Here is a 20,282-nt window from a genome sequence, read left to right on the forward strand (position 1 = left end):
CAATCCGGCGGGTTGCGTCTGACTCGCGAACGGAGCCACCACCAACCCCCTTGGATGAGGCGCGGATCATATGAGCGAGTCGTGTTTCAGTCAAGGGAAGATTGACACGGATTCGGGTAAGGTAGACCTCACCCTCGATCTATATGGAACAAGCTGAATGTGATTCATCGAATTCCTTGGGCACGCAGTAGCTTTATCCGCTCGCGTAACGCCAGTTTCTCCGCCATATAAATGGCATCGTCGAGAATAAGTTTTTCCGACACGTTGTTGTTTGATTTCACGTAGGCCTTGGCAAATGGGTAGACAACATCCCATTCTCCGCACAGAAGGAGGCCTGCAATGTCTTTTGTATAGTCATAGTTTTCTCGAAATAATTCGATGAAATCCGCCGATTTGAGGCCTTGGATGGCGCGATCCGCCGACCGCTTTGACAATTCCAACTCTCCTGCGGTGCACTGCCACCGCGACAAGTAGGCATTTCTCTTCAGAACAGTCCTCGGGTCCGACGAACTTTCGGCATAACTTTCCATGACCCTGAAGGCAGCTAGCGCCTCCTTGGGATCGGTCTTGCTCAGAGTGTATCCGATCAATGTTGCAACATTAGAACGGTCTGCGTCGGATGTGAGATCGCCAAGACGCTTGTTCAGCTGCTTCGCCACCTTCCTATTGTAGGCCCTGGGAATGGTGATCAGGCGCTCGAATCCGTACCCGATAAATATCTCCGGATGCTCTTCCACGTAGGCCTCGAGGCGAGCCAGCCCACGCAAGGCTTGTTCTTCGAAACCATCTTCCAATCGGTACTGAGCCAACTTGGTCGCCGAGTAAGCCACCGTTTTGGGTTCAACACCGTCGTATCCCTCCGATCTCATGATCAATTCTTCGTTGAAGGCATAGGTTTTCGCCGCCCCCTCCCGGTCATTGATTTGAACTTGGATTTGCGCCAGATTGCCAAGAGCGACGTGCCGGTGTACCAGCTTGGGAAGCGCTGGAATGGACTGCTTCAAAATCTCAGCTGCATTCCGGGCATCGTCCGGCCATCCCAGTTCAAATATGCTAGTAATTGACCTACCCGCAGCCTCGAAAACGTGGTGCCCCGACATGGGCCCATCGTTTATTGCCTCTTTGGCAGCAAGAACGGATGCGACATAGGCGTTCACCGCCTCTCTCATATACCCTTGTTCTTCAAAGACTAGCGCAACACCACGGTAAGCGAAGGGCGTCATATGATTCGTTTTATTATTGCTTAGAACTGATAGGATTTCCTCGACCTTGACCAGTTTTTCGTCTGGATCCTTCTGCGCCGCCAGTTCCTCCAATAAGCGGTAGAGGCGATTGCCGGGGCTCTCTTGACCATTGTCCTCGGCGGTCCAGGCCGTGCCGGGTAGGATAACCCATAGACATATCAGGAGCGGCATGAATACTTTCTGGCACATCAAAAATCCTCCATCCATCCAGAGCGGAGGTAGTGTACACCAGTTTACTATTCCCCAAATAATTTAGGGCCGGAAGTTTCCCTCCGGCCCTCTATTTATCCACCATAACGGGGGAGATTACTCCTCCGTCGGCGGCGCAAAGGCGTCGTCGGCGGCTTCTTCGGGAAGAGTCCCGATGGGCAACGACAGTTCGTCGTCCTCTTCTTGCTGCTGTGCCGCCAGTTCGCGATCACGGTCGGCAGCCACCTGACGGAAGCGGTTCATCACGCTTCCCGTCCCGGCCGGGATCAGGCGTCCAACGATGACGTTCTCCTTCAGGCCTAGCAGGGTATCCTCCTTGCCAGAGACCGAGGCCTCTGTGAGCACTCTGGTGGTCTCCTGGAAGGAAGCGGCAGAGATGAAGGAGTGGGTCTGCAAGGATGCCTTGGTGATGCCTTGTAGCACCGGTTCGGCGGCGGCCGGCTTCTCGCCCGCGTCAACCACTTTCTGATTGGCCACGGCGAATTCGATCCGATCCACCAGTTCGCCCACCAAGAAGGTGGTGTCTCCGGGCTCCATGACTTCGACCTTTTGCAGCATTTGGCGAACGATCACCTCAATGTGCTTGTCATTGATTTTCACGCCCTGGAGTCGATAGACGTCCTGGATTTCGTTGATGAGGTACTCGGCCAAGGCTTCGACCCCCATCACCCGCAGGATATCATGCGGCACCGGGTTACCATCCATCAAGGGATCGCCCCGCCGCACGAAGTCGCCTTCCTGCACCGAGATATGTTTGCCCTTGGGGATCAGGTATTCGCGGGGATCCTCATCCTCGGCTTCCGGCGCGACAAGGATACGGCGCTTGTTCTTATAGTCCTTGCCGAACTCAACACGACCGTCGATGTCCGAGATGATCGCGTGGTCCTTCGGTTTACGGGCCTCAAACAGCTCCGCCACCCGCGGCAGACCACCGGTGATATCACGGGTCTTGGCCGATTCACGCGGAATACGCGCCAGCACGTCGCCCGCATGAACCTTTTGTCCGTTCTCCACCGACAGAATGGCATCCACCGACATGAAGTAGCGGGCCTCCAGGCCATTATCCAGGGTCAGGAGTTCCCCGGCATCATCACGCAGGGTAATCCGCGGCTTCAAGTCCGAACCGCGCGGCTGTTGCTTCCAGTCAGTCACCACCTTCGATGACAGGCCGGTCGCCTCATCGACCACCTCGGTCATGGACAGGCCTTCGACCATATCCATGAAGTTGATGATACCATCCTTCTCGGTGATGATCGGCAAGGTGTAGGGATCCCATTCGGCGAGCTTGTCACCGCGCTCCACATCCTGACCTTCACCCACGACCAGCTTGGTACCGTAGGCCACCCGGTGACGGGCCTTTTCACGCCCGGTTTCATCGGTCAGCACCATTTCCGCATTCCGGCTCATGACCACCGAAACACCGGCACTGTCTTTAACGGTGGTACAGTTTTCCAACTTCACTTTACCGTCATAGGAGGCTTCGATCTTCGATTGTTCGGCGCCCCGCTGCGCGGCCCCGCCGATGTGGAAGGTCCGCATGGTCAGCTGGGTACCTGGCTCGCCAATGGACTGGGCGGCGATGACACCGACCGCCTCGCCCATGTTCACCGGCGTCCCACGCGCCAGATCGCGACCATAACAGGTGCCGCAGACACCGACCTGAGACTTACAAGTCAGCACCGACCGGATTTTCACCGTTTCGATTCCGACAGCCTCGATGGCATCGGCTTCTTTTTCGTGGATCAACTCGCCCGCTGCCACCATCACCTCTCCGGTTTCCGGATTGATGATGTCCTCGGACGCGGAGCGACCCAGGATACGATCGGCCAAGGGAACCACCACATCACCGCCTTCGATGAGCGCCTGAGCGGTGAGGTACTTGTCCGTCCCGCAATCGTGCTCGGTGATGATGCAGTCCTGAGCCACGTCCACCAGACGGCGGGTGAGGTACCCGGAATTAGCCGTCTTCAAGGCGGTATCGGCCAGCCCCTTACGAGCGCCGTGGGTGGAGTTGAAGTACTCCAACACGGTCAGGCCTTCCTTAAAGTTCGAGATAATCGGCGTTTCGATGATCGAGCCATCCGGCTTGGCCATCAGTCCGCGCATCCCGGCCAGCTGCTTCATCTGGGCGGGCGAACCACGGGCCCCTGAGTGGGCCATCATGTAAACGGAGTTTACCGGCTCGCCTTTCTTGTCGCGCTGGATCTCCTTCATCATGGCGTCGGCCACGGCGTCGGTGCAGTGGGACCAGGCATCAACCACCTTGTTGTACTTTTCGCCCTGCGTAATCAGGCCGTCCTGATACTGCTGCTCGAACTCCTTGACGCTGGTCTCGGTATCGCCGACCAGCACTTCCTTCTCGTCGGGAACCACTAGGTCGTCCTTGCCAAAGGAAATACCGGCGACGCAGGCCTGTTTGAAGCCCAGCCCCATCAGCTTGTCGGCGAAGATCACCGATTCCTTTTGACCACAGTGCCGGTAGACCGCATCCATGACGTTGGAGATTTCCTTCTTGGTCAGCAGCTTGTTGACCAAATCAAAGGGAGTCTTGGCGGTCTTGGGCAGCAACTCGGACACCATCAGGCGTCCCGGCGTGGTGGTGACACGCTGCACCACCGGATTGCCGTCTTCGTCAAAGGTGTGATAACGGGCCGTGATCTGGGCATGCAAGCTCACGGCACCCATGTCCAGGGCCTGTTGCATTTCGCCCATGTCGGCAAAGGCCATGCCCTCGCCCTTTTCGTCCTCGCGCATCAAGGTCATATAATAAAGACCCAGCACGATATCCTGCGACGGCACGATAATCGGTTTGCCATTGGCGGGGCTGAGGATGTTGTTGGTGGACATCATCAGCACGCGAGCTTCCAACTGCGCCTCCAAGGACAACGGCACATGAACCGCCATCTGGTCACCGTCGAAGTCGGCGTTGAACGCGGTGCAGACTAGCGGATGCAGCTGGATGGCCTTGCCCTCGATCAGCTTCGGTTCGAAGGCCTGGATGCCCAGACGGTGCAAGGTCGGCGCCCGGTTGAGCATCACCGGATGCTCACGGATCACCTCTTCGAGAATATCCCAAACCTCGGGACGTTCCTTTTCCACCATGCGTTTGGCCGCCTTGATGGTGGTGGCCATGCCGTAGAGTTCCAGCTTTGAGTAGATGAACGGCTTGAACAGTTCCAAGGCCATCTTCTTGGGGAGTCCGCACTGATGCAGCATCAGATCGGGACCCACCACGATCACCGACCGCCCGGAGTAGTCGACGCGCTTGCCGAGCAGGTTCTGCCGGAAGCGGCCTTGCTTGCCCTTGAGCATATCGGACAGGGACTTCAGCGGACGCTTGTTGGCGCCGGTGATGGCCCGACCGCGACGACCGTTGTCGAACAGGGCATCCACCGATTCCTGCAACATGCGCTTTTCATTGCGCACGATGATTTCCGGGGCCCGCAGTTCGATCAGCCTTTTAAGGCGGTTGTTGCGGTTGATGACGCGCCGGTACAGATCGTTCAGATCGGAGGTCGCAAAGCGGCCCCCATCCAAAGGCACCAGCGGACGCAGTTCCGGCGGAATGACCGGGACAACGTCGAGGATCATCCATTCCGGACGGGCGCCGGATTCCAAGAAGGCCTCGACCAGCTTCAGACGCTTGACCAGCTTCTTGCGGCGGGCTTCCGAAGAGGTCTCCTTCAAATCGATGCGGACCTGATCCAGTTCGTCTTCCAGATCAATCTGCGACAGCATTTCCTTGATCGCCTCGGCGCCGATCCCGGCGGTGAAGGCATCCTCGCCATACTCGTCGACGGCCGACTGATACTGTTCCTCGCTGAGCAGCTCATGCTGCTTCAGCGGGGTCAGGCCCGGCTCCATGACCACATGGTTCTCGAAGTAGAGGATACGCTCCAAGTCCTTCAAGGTCATATCCATCAACAAGCCGATGCGTGACGGCAACGACTTCAAGAACCAGATGTGAGCCACCGGGCTGGCCAGTTCGATATGGCCCATGCGCTCGCGCCGCACCTTGGTCAAAGTGACCTCGACGCCGCACTTTTCACAGGTGATGCCCTTGTATTTCATCCGCTTGTACTTGCCGCACAAGCATTCATAGTCCTTGATCGGACCAAAAATCCGGGCGCAGAACAGGCCGTCCCGCTCCGGCTTGAAGGTCCGGTAGTTGATGGTTTCAGGCTTCTTGATTTCCCCGAAAGACCAGGAACGGATCCGTTCCGGTGAGGCGATGGAAATCTTGATCTTGTCGAACCGCTGGGTCCCGGACACCTGTCCGAACAGCTTCATCAATTCATTCATGTTCGTGTCTCCTCTTGTGCCGGTCGATCAGATTTCGCTTTGCAGAAGCTCGACGTTCAAGCCGAGCGAGTGCAATTCCTTGACCAACACGTTGAAGGACTCAGGGATGCCCGCCTCGAAGGTATCGTCCCCTCGGACGATGGCCTCATAGACCTTGGTCCGACCGGAGACGTCATCCGATTTGACCGTGAGCATTTCCTGCAGGGTATAGGCGGCACCATAGGCTTCCAAAGCCCAGACCTCCATTTCGCCGAACCGCTGTCCGCCGAATTGGGCCTTGCCGCCCAGCGGCTGCTGGGTGACCAGCGAGTACGGGCCGATAGACCGAGCGTGGATCTTGTCATCCACCAAGTGATGCAGCTTCAGCATATAGATGTAGCCGACAGTCACCGCCCGATCAAACTTCTCGCCGGTCCGGCCATCCCACAGATCCATCTGTCCGGATGCGGGCAGGTTGGCTTTTTCCAGCATCTTGACGATGTCCGGCTCGCGGGCACCATCAAACACCGGCGTGGCGATGGTGATGCCGTTGCGCAAATTCTTGGACATATCGATCAGTTGCGGCTGATCCAGATGTTCGATGCTCTGCTTATAGACGTCCTGACCGTACACATCGGCCAACTTCTCGCGCAGCGGTTCGTCGTCCGCCAAGCCGAGCTTGATGGCGTCTAGCATGTCACCAATCTGGCGTCCGATGCCGTTACAGGCCCAGCCCAGATGGGTTTCGAGGATCTGCCCCACGTTCATGCGCGATGGCACGCCCAAGGGGTTGAGCACCACGTCCACATGGGTGCCGTCTTCCAGGAAAGGCATGTCCTCGATGGGATTGATCTTGGAGATCACACCCTTGTTGCCATGACGTCCTGCCATCTTGTCGCCCGGCTGGAGCTTGCGCTTCACCGCAACGAAGACCTTGACCATCTTCATCACGCCCGGCGGCAGTTCGTCACCACGCTGTAGCTTCTCGACCTTGTTCTCGAAGCGTTTGTTGAGTACTTCGACGCTCTCATCGGTGTGCGTGCGCAGGGCTTCCACATCGGCCATGATGTTGTCATCGTCGAGGACGATTTTACCCCATTCGCGGGCCTCCACACCGGCCAGCAACTCGTCGGTAATGGTGTCCCCGGCCTTGACGCCATTGGGACCGCCGCTCACGGTTTTACCCATGATCAGAGCCTGCAAGCGGGTTCTGAAGCTGCGCTCCAGAATATCCCGTTCATCGTCCCGATCCTTGGCCAAGCGGTCGATTTCGGCCCGCTCGATGGCCAGGGCGCGTTCGTCCTTGTCCACGCCCCGGCGCGAGAACACCCGCACCTCGACGATGGTACCGGCGACGCCCGGTGGCAAACGCAGCGACGTGTCGCGCACATCGGAAGCCTTTTCGCCGAAGATGGCCCGCAGCAGCTTTTCTTCCGGAGTCATCGGGGATTCGCCTTTGGGCGTCACCTTGCCGACCAGAATATCGCCCGGCTTGACTTCGGCACCGATATACACGATGCCCGCCTCGTCCATATTCTTCAGCGCTTCTTCACCCACATTGGGAATGTCGCGGGTGATTTCCTCTTGGCCCAGTTTCGTATCGCGGGCCATGACCTCGAATTCCTCGATATGGATCGAGGTGAACACGTCGTCGCGGACGATGCGCTCGGAGATCAGGATGGAATCCTCGAAGTTGTAACCATTCCATGGCATGAACGCGACCAGCACGTTCCGCCCCAAAGCCAATTCACCAAGCTCGGTAGAAGGACCATCGGCGATAATCTCGCCCTGGGTCACCCGGTCACCGACCTTCACCAGCGGCCGCTGGTTGATGCAGGTGTTTTGGTTGGAACGCTGGAACTTCAGCAGATTGTAGATGTCGACGCCCGCCGCCGAGTGCGAGGTTTCTTCCGTGGCACGCACCACGATACGGGTTCCGTCGATCTGATCGACGATGCCGGATCGCTTGGCGACGATGGACGCCCCGGAGTCTCGAGCCACGGCCTGTTCCATGCCGGTACCAACCAACGGCGCTTCGGCCTTGATCAGCGGCACGGCCTGACGCTGCATGTTCGATCCCATCAGGGCGCGGTTGGCGTCGTCGTTTTCCAAGAATGGAATGAGCGCCGCGGCCACGGACACAAGCTGCTTCGGCGACACGTCCATCAGGTCGATATCGGTGGAAGGCGCCATGTGGTAATCGCCCGCCTGACGCACGCTGACCAGGTCTTGGACAAAGCTACCGTCCTCGGCCAGTTCCGTATTGGCCTGGGCGATGGCGAATTTGCCCTCTTGCATGGCCGACATGTACATGACGTCGTCGGAAACCTTGCCGTCCACCACTTTCCGGTAGGGGCTTTCGATGAAGCCGTATTGATTGACCCGGGCATAAGTGGCCAGCGAGTTAATCAGGCCGATGTTGGGGCCTTCAGGCGTCTCAATGGGACAAATGCGACCATAATGCGTCGGATGCACATCACGCACCTCGAACCCGGCGCGCTCGCGGGTCAGACCGCCCGGGCCGAGAGCCGACAGGCGCCGTTTGTGGGTGATTTCCGACAGCGGGTTGGTCTGATCCATGAACTGGCTAAGCTGCGACGATCCGAAGAACTCGCGCACCGCGGCGGCAGCGGGCTTGGCATTGATCAGGTCGTGCGGCATCACCGTATCAATATCGACGGAACTCATGCGTTCCTTGATGGCCCGTTCCATGCGCAGCAGACCGACCCGATACTGATTTTCCATCAGTTCGCCGACCGACCGCACACGACGGTTGCCCAGGTGATCAATGTCGTCGATCTCGCCCTTGCCGTCCTTAAGCTCCACCAGCACCTTAACCACTTCGAGGATATCCTCGCTGCGCAGGGTGCGTAGGGTGTCTTCGGTTTCAAAGCCGAGGCGCGAGTTCATCTTCACCCGGCCTACCGGTGACAGGTCATAACGTTCGGAATCAAAGAACAACCCACCAAACAGGTTCTCCGCCGTATCCAAGGTCGGCGGTTCGCCCGGCCGCATGACCCGGTAGATATCGATCAGGGCCTCTTCGCGGGTGGTGTTTTTGTCGATGGCCAGGGTATTGCGGATGTAGGGACCCACATTGATATGATCAATGGCCAGGGTCGGGATTTCAGTGATTCCGGCCTTTTCCAGGATCTCCAGGATCTCTTCGGTCAGTTCGTCACCGGCTTCGCAGAACAGTTCGCCGGTTTCCTCGTTGATCAGGTCTTGTGCAATGTAGCGACCGACCAGTTCTTCCAGGGAAATCAGCTGTTCCGTCATGCCCGCTTCGGTCAGCTTGCGCGCCAGACGCGGGGTCATCTTTTTACCGATTTCGGCAACCACGTCGCCGGTGTTGGCATCCACCAAGTCAAAGGCCATCTTGGTGCCGGCCAAACGCTTGGCGTCAAAAGCGGTCTTCCAACCCTTGGCGCCCTTGGTGAAGGAGACCGTGTCGTAGAAGAAGTTGAGAATCTGCTCGGGGCTCATGCCGCCGGTGCGCCGGGTCTCTTCGCCCAGGTTCTCGCCTTCCGCCGGACCATCGGCCATCAGGGCCAACAGCAAGGTGGTGACAGGCAGCTTGCGACGGCGGTCGATGCGCACATAGACCAGATCCTTGGCATCAAACTCGAAGTCGAGCCAGGAACCGCGATAGGGAATCACCCGGGCGGCAAACAGATATTTGCCCGAGGAATGGGTCTTGCCCTTGTCGTGATCGAAGAACACGCCCGGAGAGCGGTGCATCTGCGAGACGATCACGCGCTCGGTGCCGTTGACCACGAAGGTACCGTTGGCGGTCATCAAAGGCATGTCGCCCATATAGACGTCTTGTTCCTTGATATCACGCACGGAGCGGGCCCCGGTTTCCTCGTCCACGTCCCAGACCACCAACCGCAGGGTGACCTTGAGCGGCGCCGAGTAGGTCATGCCCCGTTGCTGGCATTCCTCCACGTCGTACTTGGGCTCTTCGAATTCATAGGATACGAACTCGAGCGTGCCGCGCTCGGAGAAGTCATTGATCGGGAAAACCGACTTCAAAACTTCCTGCAAACCACTTTCGGTGCGCTCTGCGACCGGCGTGTCGCGTTGCAGGAAACATTCATAGGAAGTCTTTTGGACCTCGATCAGGTTCGGCATCGGGGCGACCACGGGGATGCGCCCAAAGCTCTTGCGAATACGATTGTGACCGGTGAAGGAATTACTCATGGAGGCTCCTCGCCTGGCAGGTTACACGTCCGGGTTTCGGTCCCGACCGCCGTTGTCGGACACCGTGACCCAGAGGGTCCTTTGCGGACAGGTCGGCCCCGATTAATCGGCTTTCCTGTCCATCCCCATCCGGCCTCCCGGCCTCGGCGCGGCCAATCCTGCCCGGATAGGGTTGAAGAATTTCTAAACCAATAGCCGGAGGTCGGTGCCCGCCTTGGAACACCACCCTCCGGAATTTGATGTTTCGGCTGCCAGGCAGCCGATGGTCACAGGGAAAACCCTGCTTACTTGACTTCGACGCCAGCGCCAGCTGCTTCGAGCTTCTTCTTCAGCTCTTCGGCTTCGTCCTTGGGCACGCCTTCCTTGACGGGCTTCGGGGCGCCTTCGACCAGGTCCTTGGCTTCTTTCAGGCCAAGACCGGTGATGGCCCGGACTTCCTTGATGACATTGATCTTCTTCTCACCAGCAGAAGTCAGGATGACATCAAACTCGGTCTTTTCCTCGGCGGCTTCGCCACCACCGGCGGCACCGGGCATGGCGGCCACGGCCACCGGAGCAGCGGCGGCGGACACGCCCCACTTGTCTTCCAGCAGCTTGGACAATTCGGCGGCTTCCAGCACGGTCAGTGCGGACAGTTCTTCGGCAATTTTCTCAAGATCGGCCATTACAAAACACTCCTATTGGCATGGCTTGGACTATAAGTACGTCTCAATCGGTCAGGCAGCTTCACCCTTTTCACCGTATGCACCGAAAACACGCGCCAGTTGCCCGGCGGGAGCTTGCAGTACACCAGCCACCTTGGTGGCCGGGGCGGCGAGAAGGCCGACGAGCTTGCCGCGCAGTTCGTCCAAAGACGGCAGCGAGGCCAGGGCTTTCACCCCATCGGAATCGAGGAGCTGGTTTCCCAGCGAGCCACCGAGAACAACGAGCTTGTCGTTCTTCTTGGCGAACTCCACAGCGACCTTGGCCGCGGCTACCGGATCTTCCGAGTAAGCCATGGCGGTGGGGCCGGTGAACATGTCCTTCAATCCCTCGTAGTCGGTTCCTTCGAGGGCGAGACGGGTGAGCCGATTTTTCGTCACTTGGAATTGGGCGCCCGCTTCACGCATCTTCGCGCGGAGGTCGGTCAACTCGCTCACCGTCATCCCTGTAAAGTGGGTGACGACGACGAGGGACGTATCCCCGAACGTCTGATGCATTGAAGCGACCAGTTCCTGCTTCTCAGTGCGGTCCACGGTTCGTCTCCGTTGCACGGTGTCCCTTCCGGCCGAAACCTTCGGGGACGTTTAGGACTTAAGGTTCCCCCGTTGCCGGAGGAGCCCGGTTCATCCTGTCCAGAGCAGCAGTCCAAGCCGTTTCAAGGGGCGGCGAAGCGCGATCCTGTCAACGGTTTGCTCTCTGTCTGCGTGGGCTCTGCGAGGATTAAGCCTCCAGGCAAACGGGCCCTTCGGCACCCACGGTCTCGGACAGGTCGGATCCTCGAAAGAGGATCCTGACACCGCCGGAAACCTCCGGCGGCGCATTCGGATTTCCGTCCCGGTCAGGCAACCAGGTTGGAGATGTTCAACTTGACGCCCGGCCCCTGAGAAGAGCTCAAGGTGGCGCGCAGGAAATAAGATCCCTTGGCGCCCGAGGGCTTGGCCTTGCTCAGCGCGTTGACCAGGGCCTGGGCATTTTCCAGGATCTGAGCCTCGGTGAAGCTGGCTTTGCCGATCCCGGCATGGATGATGCCCGCCTTCTCGACCCGGAACTCGATCTGTCCGCCTTTGGCCGCTTTCACGGCTTCGGCCACATTGGGGGTCACGGTGCCCAGCTTGGGGTTCGGCATCAGACCGCGCGGGCCGAGGATTTTTCCCAGACGACCAACCACCGGCATCATGTCCGGGGTGGCGATGCAGCGATCGAAATCAGCCTCGCCCTTTTGGATTTTCTCGGCCAGGTCCTCGGCGCCGACCAAGTCGGCGCCAGCACCAGTAGCCTCCTCGGCCTTGGCGTCTTTGGCGAATACCGCCACGCGGACGGTCTTGCCGGTGCCGTTGGGCAGGGCGATCATGCCCCGGACCATCTGGTCGGCGTGACGCGGATCGACGCCCAGGCAAACCGCCATTTCCACGGTTTCGTCGAATTTGGCAGTGGCCCGTTCCTTGACCATCTTCACCGCATCGGCGAGATCATAATGCTGATTGCGGTCCAGGCCTTCGGCCGCACTGCGCAAACGCTTTCCTTTTTTCGCCATCGTACTACTCCGATACCTCAATGCCCATGGAGCGAGCGGTCCCGGCCAGCATGGCCACGGCGCCTTCCACGTCGTTGGAGTTCAGGTCGGCTTTCTTCTGCTCGGCAATTTCGCGGAGCTGCTCGACCGTGACTGTTCCGTTGAGTTCCACACCCGGGTTGCTGGATCCCTTCGAGAGTCCGGCAGCCTTTTTGATGAAGAAGCTCGCGGGCGGCGATTTGGTAACGAATGTAAACGACTTGTCGGCATAGACCGTAATCACCACGGGAATGGGCATGCCCTGTTCCATCTGCTGGGTAGAGGCGTTGAACGCCTTGCAGAATTCCATGATGTTCACGCCGGCCTGACCGAGCGCGGGGCCGACCGGCGGCGAAGGATTCGCCTGACCGGCAGCAATTTGCAGCTTGATATAGCCGCTGATCTTCTTTGCCATTATCTGTCCTCAGTTCCTGTGGTCACTGGGTTCGCGGTACGGCCATGGCGGGCCTCCCGCGGCTTGACCGCCCGGCATGCCGCCGAACGGAATTCAAAATCCTATAGCTTCTCGACCTGAGCGTATTCCAGGTCCACCGGAGTCGAGCGGCCAAAGATGGAAACCGCGACCTTGAGCCGGGCCTTTTCCTCGTCCACTTCCTCGACCACGCCGTTAAACGAGGTAAAGGGACCGTCGCTGACTCGAACCTGCTCGCCCACCTCGAAGGTGATGGAGGGCTTGGGCCGCTCAATGCCTTCTTGCACCTGGTTGAGGATCCGTTGGGCCTCTTTCTCGCTGATCGGGATCGGTCGAACGCCGCCGCCGCCCAGGAAGCCGGTTACCTTCGGAGTCTCCTTGACCAAATGCCAGGATTCGTCGGTCATCTCCATCTTGGCCAGCACGTAGCCGGGGAAGAACTTGCGCTCGGCGTTGACTTTCGCCCCGCGGCGCATTTCCACCACTTCCTCGGTCGGTACCAGCACTTGCTCAAACAGGTCTTCCATGCCCTTTTGGCGGATCTGTTCCTCGATGGACTGGGCCACCTTCTTTTCGAAGCCCGAATAAACGTGAATCACATACCAACGGTAGGCCATGACGTCAGCCCCCCAGACCGAAGATGAACTTGACGCCGCTCGACAGCGCCCAGTCAACGACCAGGAAAAACAGCGCGGCCAAAATCACCATGACAAATACCATGCCGGTGGTGATGCTGGTTTCCTTGCGCGACGGCCAAGTTACCTTGGCTCCTTCCTGGCGCACCTCGCGCAAGAACTGCGACGGATTGGTCTTGGCCATGTTCGGTCTTCTCGTCCTCTGATGGGGCAACCACCCCGGATCTCCGGCCAGAGCCGAAAATCATGAAAATGGCAGGGGCACCAGGGTTCGAACCCGGGACCTGCGGTTTTGGAGACCGCCGCTCTACCAGCTGAGCTATACCCCTACAACTGCTTCACCCCGGATCGCGAACGGTCCGGGGAGCACGGGCGGTTGGATCTCGAAATCGGATCCATCCGCCCTATATAACCGCGAATGCGGCACCCGCCAAGCGTTATTCGATAATGCTGGCGACGACGCCGGCGCCGACGGTCCGACCGCCTTCGCGAATGGCGAAGCGCAGGCCTTCATCCATGGCGATCGGATTGATCAACTGGACGACCATTGCGATGTTGTCACCCGGCATGACCATCTCGGTGCCTTCCGGCAGCTCGATGGTTCCGGTCACGTCCGTCGTCCGGAAGTAGAACTGCGGACGATAGTTGGAGAAAAACGGCGTGTGACGGCCACCTTCTTCCTTGGTCAGGATGTAGCACTCGCACTTGAACTTGGTGTGCGGCGTGATCGTGCCCGGATGCGACAGAACCTGGCCACGCTCAACGTCTTCGCGCTTCGTGCCGCGCAGCAAGGCGCCGATGTTGTCGCCTGCTTCGCCCTGATCAAGCAGCTTGCGGAACATTTCAACGCCCGTACAGGTCGTCTTGGTGGTCGGACGGATACCGACAATCTCGATTTCCTCGCCCACCTTGACTACGCCTCGCTCAACGCGACCGGTCACAACCGTGCCACGGCCCGAGATCGAGAATACGTCTTCGATCGGCATCAAGAACGGCTGATCCTTCGGACGCTCCGGCTGCGGGATATAGTCGTCAATCGCCTTGGCCAGTTCCATGATCGAGTTCGTGCCGATCTCCGGATCGCGGCCTTCCAAAGCAGCCAGCGCCGATCCCTTGACAATCGGAATGTCGTCGCCAGGGAACTCGTAAGAGCTCAGCAGCTCGCGGATTTCCATCTCAACCAGCTCCAACAACTCTTCGTCGTCAACCTGGTCAACCTTGTTCATGTAAACAACGATCGCCGGAACACCAACCTGGCGGGCCAACAAAATGTGCTCGCGGGTCTGAGGCATCGGGCCATCCGCCGCCGAGCAGACCAGGATCGCGCCGTCCATCTGCGCCGCGCCCGTGATCATGTTCTTCACATAATCCGCGTGACCCGGGCAATCAACATGCGCGTAGTGGCGGGCATCGGTCTCGTATTCAACGTGAGCCGTCGAAATCGTGATGCCGCGCGCCTTCTCTTCCGGCGCCTTGTCAATCTCGTCAAAGGCCATAACCTGACCGCCGCTGGCTTCCGCCAGAACCTTCGTGATCGCCGCCGTCAGCGTCGTCTTGCCATGATCAACGTGGCCAATCGTACCGACGTTGCAATGCGGCTTATTCCGTTCAAACTTTTCCTTCGACATCGTCGCGCCTCTCGTTCCCTGGCCCTAAAAAAAACGTCCAAACTTCAATTCGTCCGTATGTCCCGGCGGGGCGGATGGAGCGGGTGATGGGAATCGAACCCACGTAGCCAGCTTGGAAGGCTGGAGCTCTACCATTGAGCTACACCCGCGCACCAAACCTGCCGCCCGTCGGCACCCGGTTCCAAAACGATGCCCCAAAGCGATGGTGGAGGGGGTTGGATTCGAACCAACGTAGGCATAGCCAACGGGTTTACAGCCCGTCCCCTTTAGCCACTCGGGCACCCCTCCGGTACCGATCTGGGACATGCGGTTTCCCGCACCCGGTCAAACGGAAGCCCGGTCTATGGGATAGGAGGGGGGCTTGTCAACTCCAAACGCCGCGAAACGCACAATTTTTAGCGTTTTCGCGACCCCCTCCCCCAACCCCGCCGGACATGCTAAAAGAAGCGCCATGAGCAAACGTCCCCGCCCTCCCCGTTCGGCCTCCCGGAATCAATCTGGCAAGTCCCCAGGTAAGTCCCTTGGCAAGCCGTCTGGCAAGCCCTTGGGCACGCCTTCGCCACCTCGCAGGGCGGAGCGCCGCAAACCGGCATCTTCCATGGCGGGGGATGCAACCTGGATTTGGGGCACGCATCCCGTACAGGCGGCTTGGACCAACCCGGACCGGCGGTTGCTCCGGCTCATTGGCACCAGCGAAGCGCTCAAGACCCTGACCAGCTTGCCGGATCGACCGCACCCGGAATCCCTGACGCGCGGAGAGATAACCCAGGTTCTTCCCGAGGGCGCCTTGCATCAGGGATTGGCTGCCCTGATTCGCCCCCTGCCCGAACGTTTCGTGGAAGATCTGGCCGGAGACTGCGCCGACGATTCCCAGGCTCTCGTGGTGGTCCTGGATCGGGCCAACGACCCACACAATATCGGGGCTGTGTTGCGCTCGGCCGCGGCATTTGGCGCGCGCGCTCTGATTCTCCCCCGCCACCACGCACCCGATGTCACCGGAGTCATGGCCAAGGCCGCCTGTGGGGCCCTGGAGCGGGTGCCGCTGATCCAGGTGCCCAATATCTCCCGCGCCTTAGGGACCTTGAAAGAATCGGGGTTTTGGTGTGTCGGGTTGGATGGCCGGGCGGACTCAGATTTGCCGACCCTTGATCTGAACGGGCGCACGGCGCTGGTCATGGGGTCCGAGGGAGATGGCCTGCGGCGGCTGACCCGTGAAACCTGCGACCTGTTGGCCCGCATTCCCATGACCTCCGCGGTGGAAAGCCTGAACTTGTCCAACGCAGCGGCGATTGCGCTATATGAAATTGCCCGGCGACGAACGGCCTAACAGGCTGCTTCTTCTGTAATCGAGTCATTTGAGTCAAGCTGATTTCCAAGCCGTCGGTTTGAACCTGGGTTATGTGGCGCCCTTTGCTTCTGTCCGCGGTCGACGTCGTCGCCGCATGATGGGGATCAAGGGGGATCGGGTGCAGCAATCTGAAAAGCGTGGTCTTACGCCACTGCAGCCTGCGCGCTGTCATCCGAGCCCCGCGCGTCGCCACGCGTCCTGGCCGCCCTTCAGGCGATCTCGGTTTTCGCTGTGTTTAGATGGCGGTCTCCTCCTTGCGGTACTGGAAGTCCGTGCCGTCGATCCACATGCGATGCATGATTACGGCGAGACGCCGGGCAACGGCTACCTTGGCGCGTTTCATCCCGCGCCTTTTGGCGACCGCGAGCCCCCAGTGTTTGAGCCAGGACCAACGGCGGGTTCGAGTGAGAAGTGCATTGGCGGCCTCGAACAAAAGCCAACGAACCATGGCATCTCCGCACTTGCTGATGGGGCCGCTTCGGTCCTGCTCTCCCGAGGCGTATCTGCGTGGGACAAGCCCGAAGTGGGCGCCGACCATGACCGACTTTTGAAACCGTTCCGGCACGTCGAGTCCTGTCCTGAAAGCGAGGGCGGTAACCGGGCCGACGCCGGGAACGGTCATCAGGCGCCGGCAAACGCTATCATCGCGCGCAGCGGCATGAACCTGCCGGTCGAGCTTGTCGAGTTGTTCGAGCAAGGCTTGGCGCGCAAGCAAGAGCGGCTCGGCGGCTGCGCTGAGGTGCGGGTTATCAGCCGTCAATTCCCGAACCCGCGCCGCGAAAAGGCGTCCGCGCGCCATACCGACCTTGAGGCCGAAAGCTTTCAATGTTCCTCGTACCGTATTGGACAACTGACGGACCTGATGAACCAGGGTCTCCCGATGGGTCAGCACCATCCGGAGCTCCTGACTGCGCGCGGTCTTGACGTGGGTCGCGCGGTACAAACCGGTCCGCATCGCCTGGCTGATCAAGCGGGCGTCGCGACGGTCCGTCTTGACTGGGCTGGCGCTGGCAAAGGCCTTCATTTGCCGGGTCTCGATACAAATCACAGGGAGGCCCCGACTGGACAGTCCTGCGGGCAGCCAAGGCGCCAGAGGGCCAGCTTCCAACCCAATTCGCGCAAAGCCACGCCCGCTTTCCTCGAGCCAAGTGGCGACCGCCTCGGGTGTGCTTGACACCTTGCCTTCGCGAATGACGGTTCCCTTTGCATCAATCTCACAGATCGAAATGCTTGCCATCGATACGTCCATTCCAACAAAATACTCCATAGCTGGTCTCCTCTGTTCCATGTCCAGGAATTGACCCGGATACTTGATCAAGACCGAGTGTGGAGACCAGCTGACTGTTTAGGCAATCCCTGACTGCTCGATTACCGCCATCTGAAAAAGTGTTGCCCTACGGCCCGCCTCGCCCTTCGACAAGCTCAGGGTGAGGCTAACATGTTGAAAGGTCAAAGGCTCTCATGCTGAGCGTGTCGAAGCATGTGTCGCCAGACGCTCGAAATCGGACTTCTTCTGCAGCCTTTCGCCTGTCGGATCCGGTCGGACCCGGTGGACAGGCGCGACTATACTGGCATTAAACACGACGAGATCTATTCGATGGTCATCCGGCGATCGGGTCCGGTGCGCTTGGGGTCATTGGAGCGGCGCCGGTTGGGGCCGAAATAGGTGGCCGAGCGCACAAAAGGCCGAGGTTTCATGATGACCTTGACCACCGCATTATAAAGAGACAGGGGCGAAACCGGCTTGGCCAGGATCTCGTTGATGCCGCTGTCTCGGGCGCCTTCGATAACGGCAATCCGCGACCAGGACGTAATCATGATAATCGGGATATAGGCATTGGCGGTGATGCCCCGGGTGCGCACCTGCTTTGTGAAGTCGCTGCCATTCATGTTGGGCAACAACCAATCGACGAGCAGAATGTCGGGCTGAAATCCGGATCTCAGCAACGTAATGGCATCCTCGGCACTGGGCACCACTTCGACTCGAGCGACTTTCAGATTCTTGAGAATCGACACAGCCAGTCGGGCGGAGAACCGATTGTCCTCAACCAACAGAAAAGTAACATTCTGAAGATTTAACGATTCCATCTACGTTTCCGGATCACATGGCACCTCGCTCCCAGTGTATTATTAAAATGATTAACCATTGGTGCCTATTCACCTATAACCAAGATCCCCTTGGCAACGCAATGCTTTTTGACCAACCAATCCTGATTGATAGCCTTTTTTGTCGGGATTCATCGTTCATGAACCCTTTGCGGTTAGACTGGTGAACCGGGCTTGAAATCATGGCATACTCAATCGTGGTCCCTTCCCCCGGCCCAAGGGGGTCAAAAATCCAAACCAGCGGCCCCACCGCCGCCCCAAGGAGTTTCGGGATAAGTGGCAAAACCTCTCATCAAAAAAGATGTGCTCTACGCCTGCCCACCGTCGGCCCAGAGCACCTTGTTCCAGGTCAGCATGATCATGCGGGTGGCCGGGGTGGAAGAAGTCACCCAGGCCAAGCGGATCCCCGAGGCGCAGGCTTTGTTCCGCAAGGACCACTTCGATATTATCCTGATCGACGAGTTCTTTCCCAATGCCGAGATCATGCAATTGGTCACGCTGGCCCGCACGCGCAAGGGCCTCAAATCTCCGGCGATTTTGGTCGTCACCGGGCCGGATTTCAATAACCGCCGGAAGCCGGAACTGACCCAATGCGGCGTACAGGGATTCCTGGCCAAGCCGGTGGACGGTGAAAAGATGCTCGAGATGCTGGGCAACATCTTTGAACAGCGGCGCCAAGCCCAGGTCGTCGCCAAGGATGCCGGGGCTTCGGCTGCCCGTAAAGTGGAAGTCAGCCGCAAGTCCGCCAATATCCTCGACCCAGAGGAATCCGCTCGTCAGGACGCCGCGCGCAAGGCCGAGCGCGAGGCCAAACGGCAAAAGGAGCAAGCCGCGGCCAAGGCCCGGGAGGCCGCCGCCGCGCCCAAATCCGCCACCACCGCCGAAGCCAAGAAAGACCCTGCCCGCAAGCCACGCCCCAAGGCAGCGGCGACACCGAAGGAAACCAAATCCGATCCTGACAAGCTTTACCGCCAGCGGCCCCGTGATCTTTCCGCCAAGGAAACGCTGCCGCACAAACCGGCCCGCGTGATTCCGTTGAAGGGGAACGAGGGGCCGCAGGAACCGCCCGCCGCCGCGCCGCCACCGCAGACCGCGCCACCACCGGCTGCCCCTCAGTATGCGGCCCCGCCACCACCGGCAGCCCCTCAGTATGCGGCCCCGCCTCCGTCTCAGGATCAATTGCTGAGCCAGTTGGGGGGGGCCTATGCCCCACCGCCGCCTCCGCCGCCCATGGCGCCGCCGGTGATGCCGCAGACTGCGCCGCCACCGCAGACTCAAAATGACCTGCTCGCCCAATTGGGCTTGGGCCAAGGTGCGCCTCAAGCGGCTCCCGTGGCACCCCAACCCGCGCCCCCGCAACCTGCTGCCAACCAACCCCAATCCCAAGAAGACCTGATGTCGCAATTAATGGGGATGATGGGGACCATGATGCAGGGCGGTATGCAACAACCTGGGCAACAACCTGGGCCGCAACCTGCCCCACAACCTGACCCACAACCTGGGCCATCGCCGACTCCGGTACCGGAATCCGCAGCGGCGCCCCAGGCCATGCCACCGGAAGCCACACAACCGGCGCCCGCCGCACCGCCGCCCTTGGCCGCGTCCCCCGAGGAAATACTAGCGGCGCAACCGGCCCCCCAGGCCGCACCCCAGGGCGCACCTCAGGGCGCACCTCAGGGCGCACCTCAGGGCGCACCTCAGGCCGCACCTCAGGCCGCTCCCGCAGCGGCCGCGCCGGAGCAACCTGCCAGTCCCGCGTCGTTCTTAAGCGGCAATTCGGAAATTCCCGAGCCGCCGCCGCCCGCGCCCAAGGCGCCGGATAGCGACGAGAGCGTGTCCCAAGACGAACTGTTGCAACAATTGGCCAACATGCTTGGCGGATCGTCACCGGGAAAGAGCTAGAGGCTTTAGGGTATTCGCCAAGCATAGCCGCCAGGCAG

Annotated in this window: 14 protein-coding genes and 3 tRNA genes; 2 read left to right on the plus strand and 15 right to left on the minus strand. The window is 59.6% G+C overall.

Annotated features, from left to right (window positions below; all coding sequences use genetic code 11):
- Positions 1–164: 164 nt before the first annotated feature.
- From MGMAQ_RS13270 to MGMAQ_RS13330, 13 genes are all read right to left on the minus strand, one after another.
- Complete coding sequence (locus MGMAQ_RS13270) at positions 165–1,433, minus strand: hypothetical protein (RefSeq protein ID WP_046021918.1); 1,269 nt, start codon at positions 1,431–1,433, stop codon at positions 165–167.
- Between the two features lie 117 nt (positions 1,434–1,550).
- Positions 1,551–5,756 (minus strand): DNA-directed RNA polymerase subunit beta', encoded by a 4,206-nt coding sequence (gene rpoC / locus MGMAQ_RS13275; RefSeq protein ID WP_046021919.1) that lies wholly within the window; start codon positions 5,754–5,756, stop codon positions 1,551–1,553.
- A gap of 27 nt (positions 5,757–5,783) precedes the next feature.
- Positions 5,784–9,938 carry a DNA-directed RNA polymerase subunit beta gene (gene rpoB, locus MGMAQ_RS13280; RefSeq protein WP_046021920.1) on the minus strand — a complete coding sequence of 1,385 codons (4,155 nt, stop codon included), beginning with the start codon at positions 9,936–9,938 and terminating at the stop codon, positions 5,784–5,786.
- 284 nt (positions 9,939–10,222) lie between these two features.
- On the minus strand, positions 10,223–10,603 hold the full coding sequence (gene rplL, locus MGMAQ_RS13285) for a 50S ribosomal protein L7/L12 (protein WP_046021921.1): 381 nt from the start codon (positions 10,601–10,603) through the stop codon (positions 10,223–10,225).
- Between the two features lie 51 nt (positions 10,604–10,654).
- Positions 10,655–11,173: a 50S ribosomal protein L10 gene (rplJ, locus tag MGMAQ_RS13290; protein WP_046021922.1), complete on the minus strand. Its 519-nt coding sequence runs from the start codon at positions 11,171–11,173 to the stop codon at positions 10,655–10,657.
- Positions 11,174–11,478: 305 nt separating this feature from the next.
- Positions 11,479–12,174 (minus strand): 50S ribosomal protein L1, encoded by a 696-nt coding sequence (gene rplA / locus MGMAQ_RS13295; protein WP_046021923.1) that lies wholly within the window; start codon positions 12,172–12,174, stop codon positions 11,479–11,481.
- A gap of 4 nt (positions 12,175–12,178) precedes the next feature.
- Entirely contained in the window at positions 12,179–12,607 is a 429-nt protein-coding gene (gene rplK, locus MGMAQ_RS13300) for a 50S ribosomal protein L11 (RefSeq protein WP_046021924.1), read from the minus strand.
- Between the two features lie 101 nt (positions 12,608–12,708).
- Positions 12,709–13,242 (minus strand): transcription termination/antitermination protein NusG, encoded by a 534-nt coding sequence (gene nusG / locus MGMAQ_RS13305; protein ID WP_046021925.1) that lies wholly within the window; start codon positions 13,240–13,242, stop codon positions 12,709–12,711.
- 4 nt (positions 13,243–13,246) lie between these two features.
- Positions 13,247–13,444, minus strand: a complete 198-nt coding sequence (gene secE, locus MGMAQ_RS13310) for a preprotein translocase subunit SecE (protein WP_046021926.1) — start codon at positions 13,442–13,444, stop codon at positions 13,247–13,249.
- Between the two features lie 69 nt (positions 13,445–13,513).
- Positions 13,514–13,589: transfer RNA gene (locus tag MGMAQ_RS13315), tRNA-Trp, on the minus strand.
- 108 nt (positions 13,590–13,697) lie between these two features.
- Positions 13,698–14,888 carry an elongation factor Tu gene (gene tuf / locus MGMAQ_RS13320; protein ID WP_046021914.1) on the minus strand — a complete coding sequence of 397 codons (1,191 nt, stop codon included), beginning with the start codon at positions 14,886–14,888 and terminating at the stop codon, positions 13,698–13,700.
- 75 nt (positions 14,889–14,963) lie between these two features.
- Positions 14,964–15,037: transfer RNA gene (locus MGMAQ_RS13325), tRNA-Gly, on the minus strand.
- Between the two features lie 54 nt (positions 15,038–15,091).
- Positions 15,092–15,176 (minus strand) — tRNA-Tyr (locus tag MGMAQ_RS13330).
- A 310-nt stretch (positions 15,177–15,486) separates the two neighbouring features.
- On the opposite strand from MGMAQ_RS13330, the gene rlmB reads away from it, so the two are divergent.
- Positions 15,487–16,215, plus strand: coding sequence for a 23S rRNA (guanosine(2251)-2'-O)-methyltransferase RlmB (rlmB, locus tag MGMAQ_RS13335; RefSeq protein ID WP_082085435.1), 729 nt, complete (start codon positions 15,487–15,489; stop codon positions 16,213–16,215).
- Positions 16,216–16,471: 256 nt separating this feature from the next.
- Here the strand turns inward: rlmB and MGMAQ_RS13340 are convergent, their stop codons facing one another.
- Positions 16,472–17,503, minus strand: a complete 1,032-nt coding sequence (locus MGMAQ_RS13340) for an IS110 family transposase (RefSeq protein ID WP_046021927.1) — start codon at positions 17,501–17,503, stop codon at positions 16,472–16,474.
- Between the two features lie 323 nt (positions 17,504–17,826).
- Positions 17,827–18,324: a response regulator gene (locus tag MGMAQ_RS13345; protein ID WP_046021928.1), complete on the minus strand. Its 498-nt coding sequence runs from the start codon at positions 18,322–18,324 to the stop codon at positions 17,827–17,829.
- 294 nt (positions 18,325–18,618) lie between these two features.
- On the opposite strand from MGMAQ_RS13345, the gene MGMAQ_RS21555 reads away from it, so the two are divergent.
- The gene (locus MGMAQ_RS21555) at positions 18,619–20,244 is read left to right on the plus strand and encodes a response regulator (protein WP_046021929.1); all 1,626 of its coding nucleotides are present in this window, start codon (positions 18,619–18,621) and stop codon (positions 20,242–20,244) included.
- Positions 20,245–20,282 lie beyond the last annotated feature (38 nt).

This window comes from Magnetospira sp. QH-2 (assembly GCF_000968135.1).
GTDB lineage: Bacteria > Pseudomonadota > Alphaproteobacteria > Rhodospirillales > Magnetospiraceae > Magnetospira.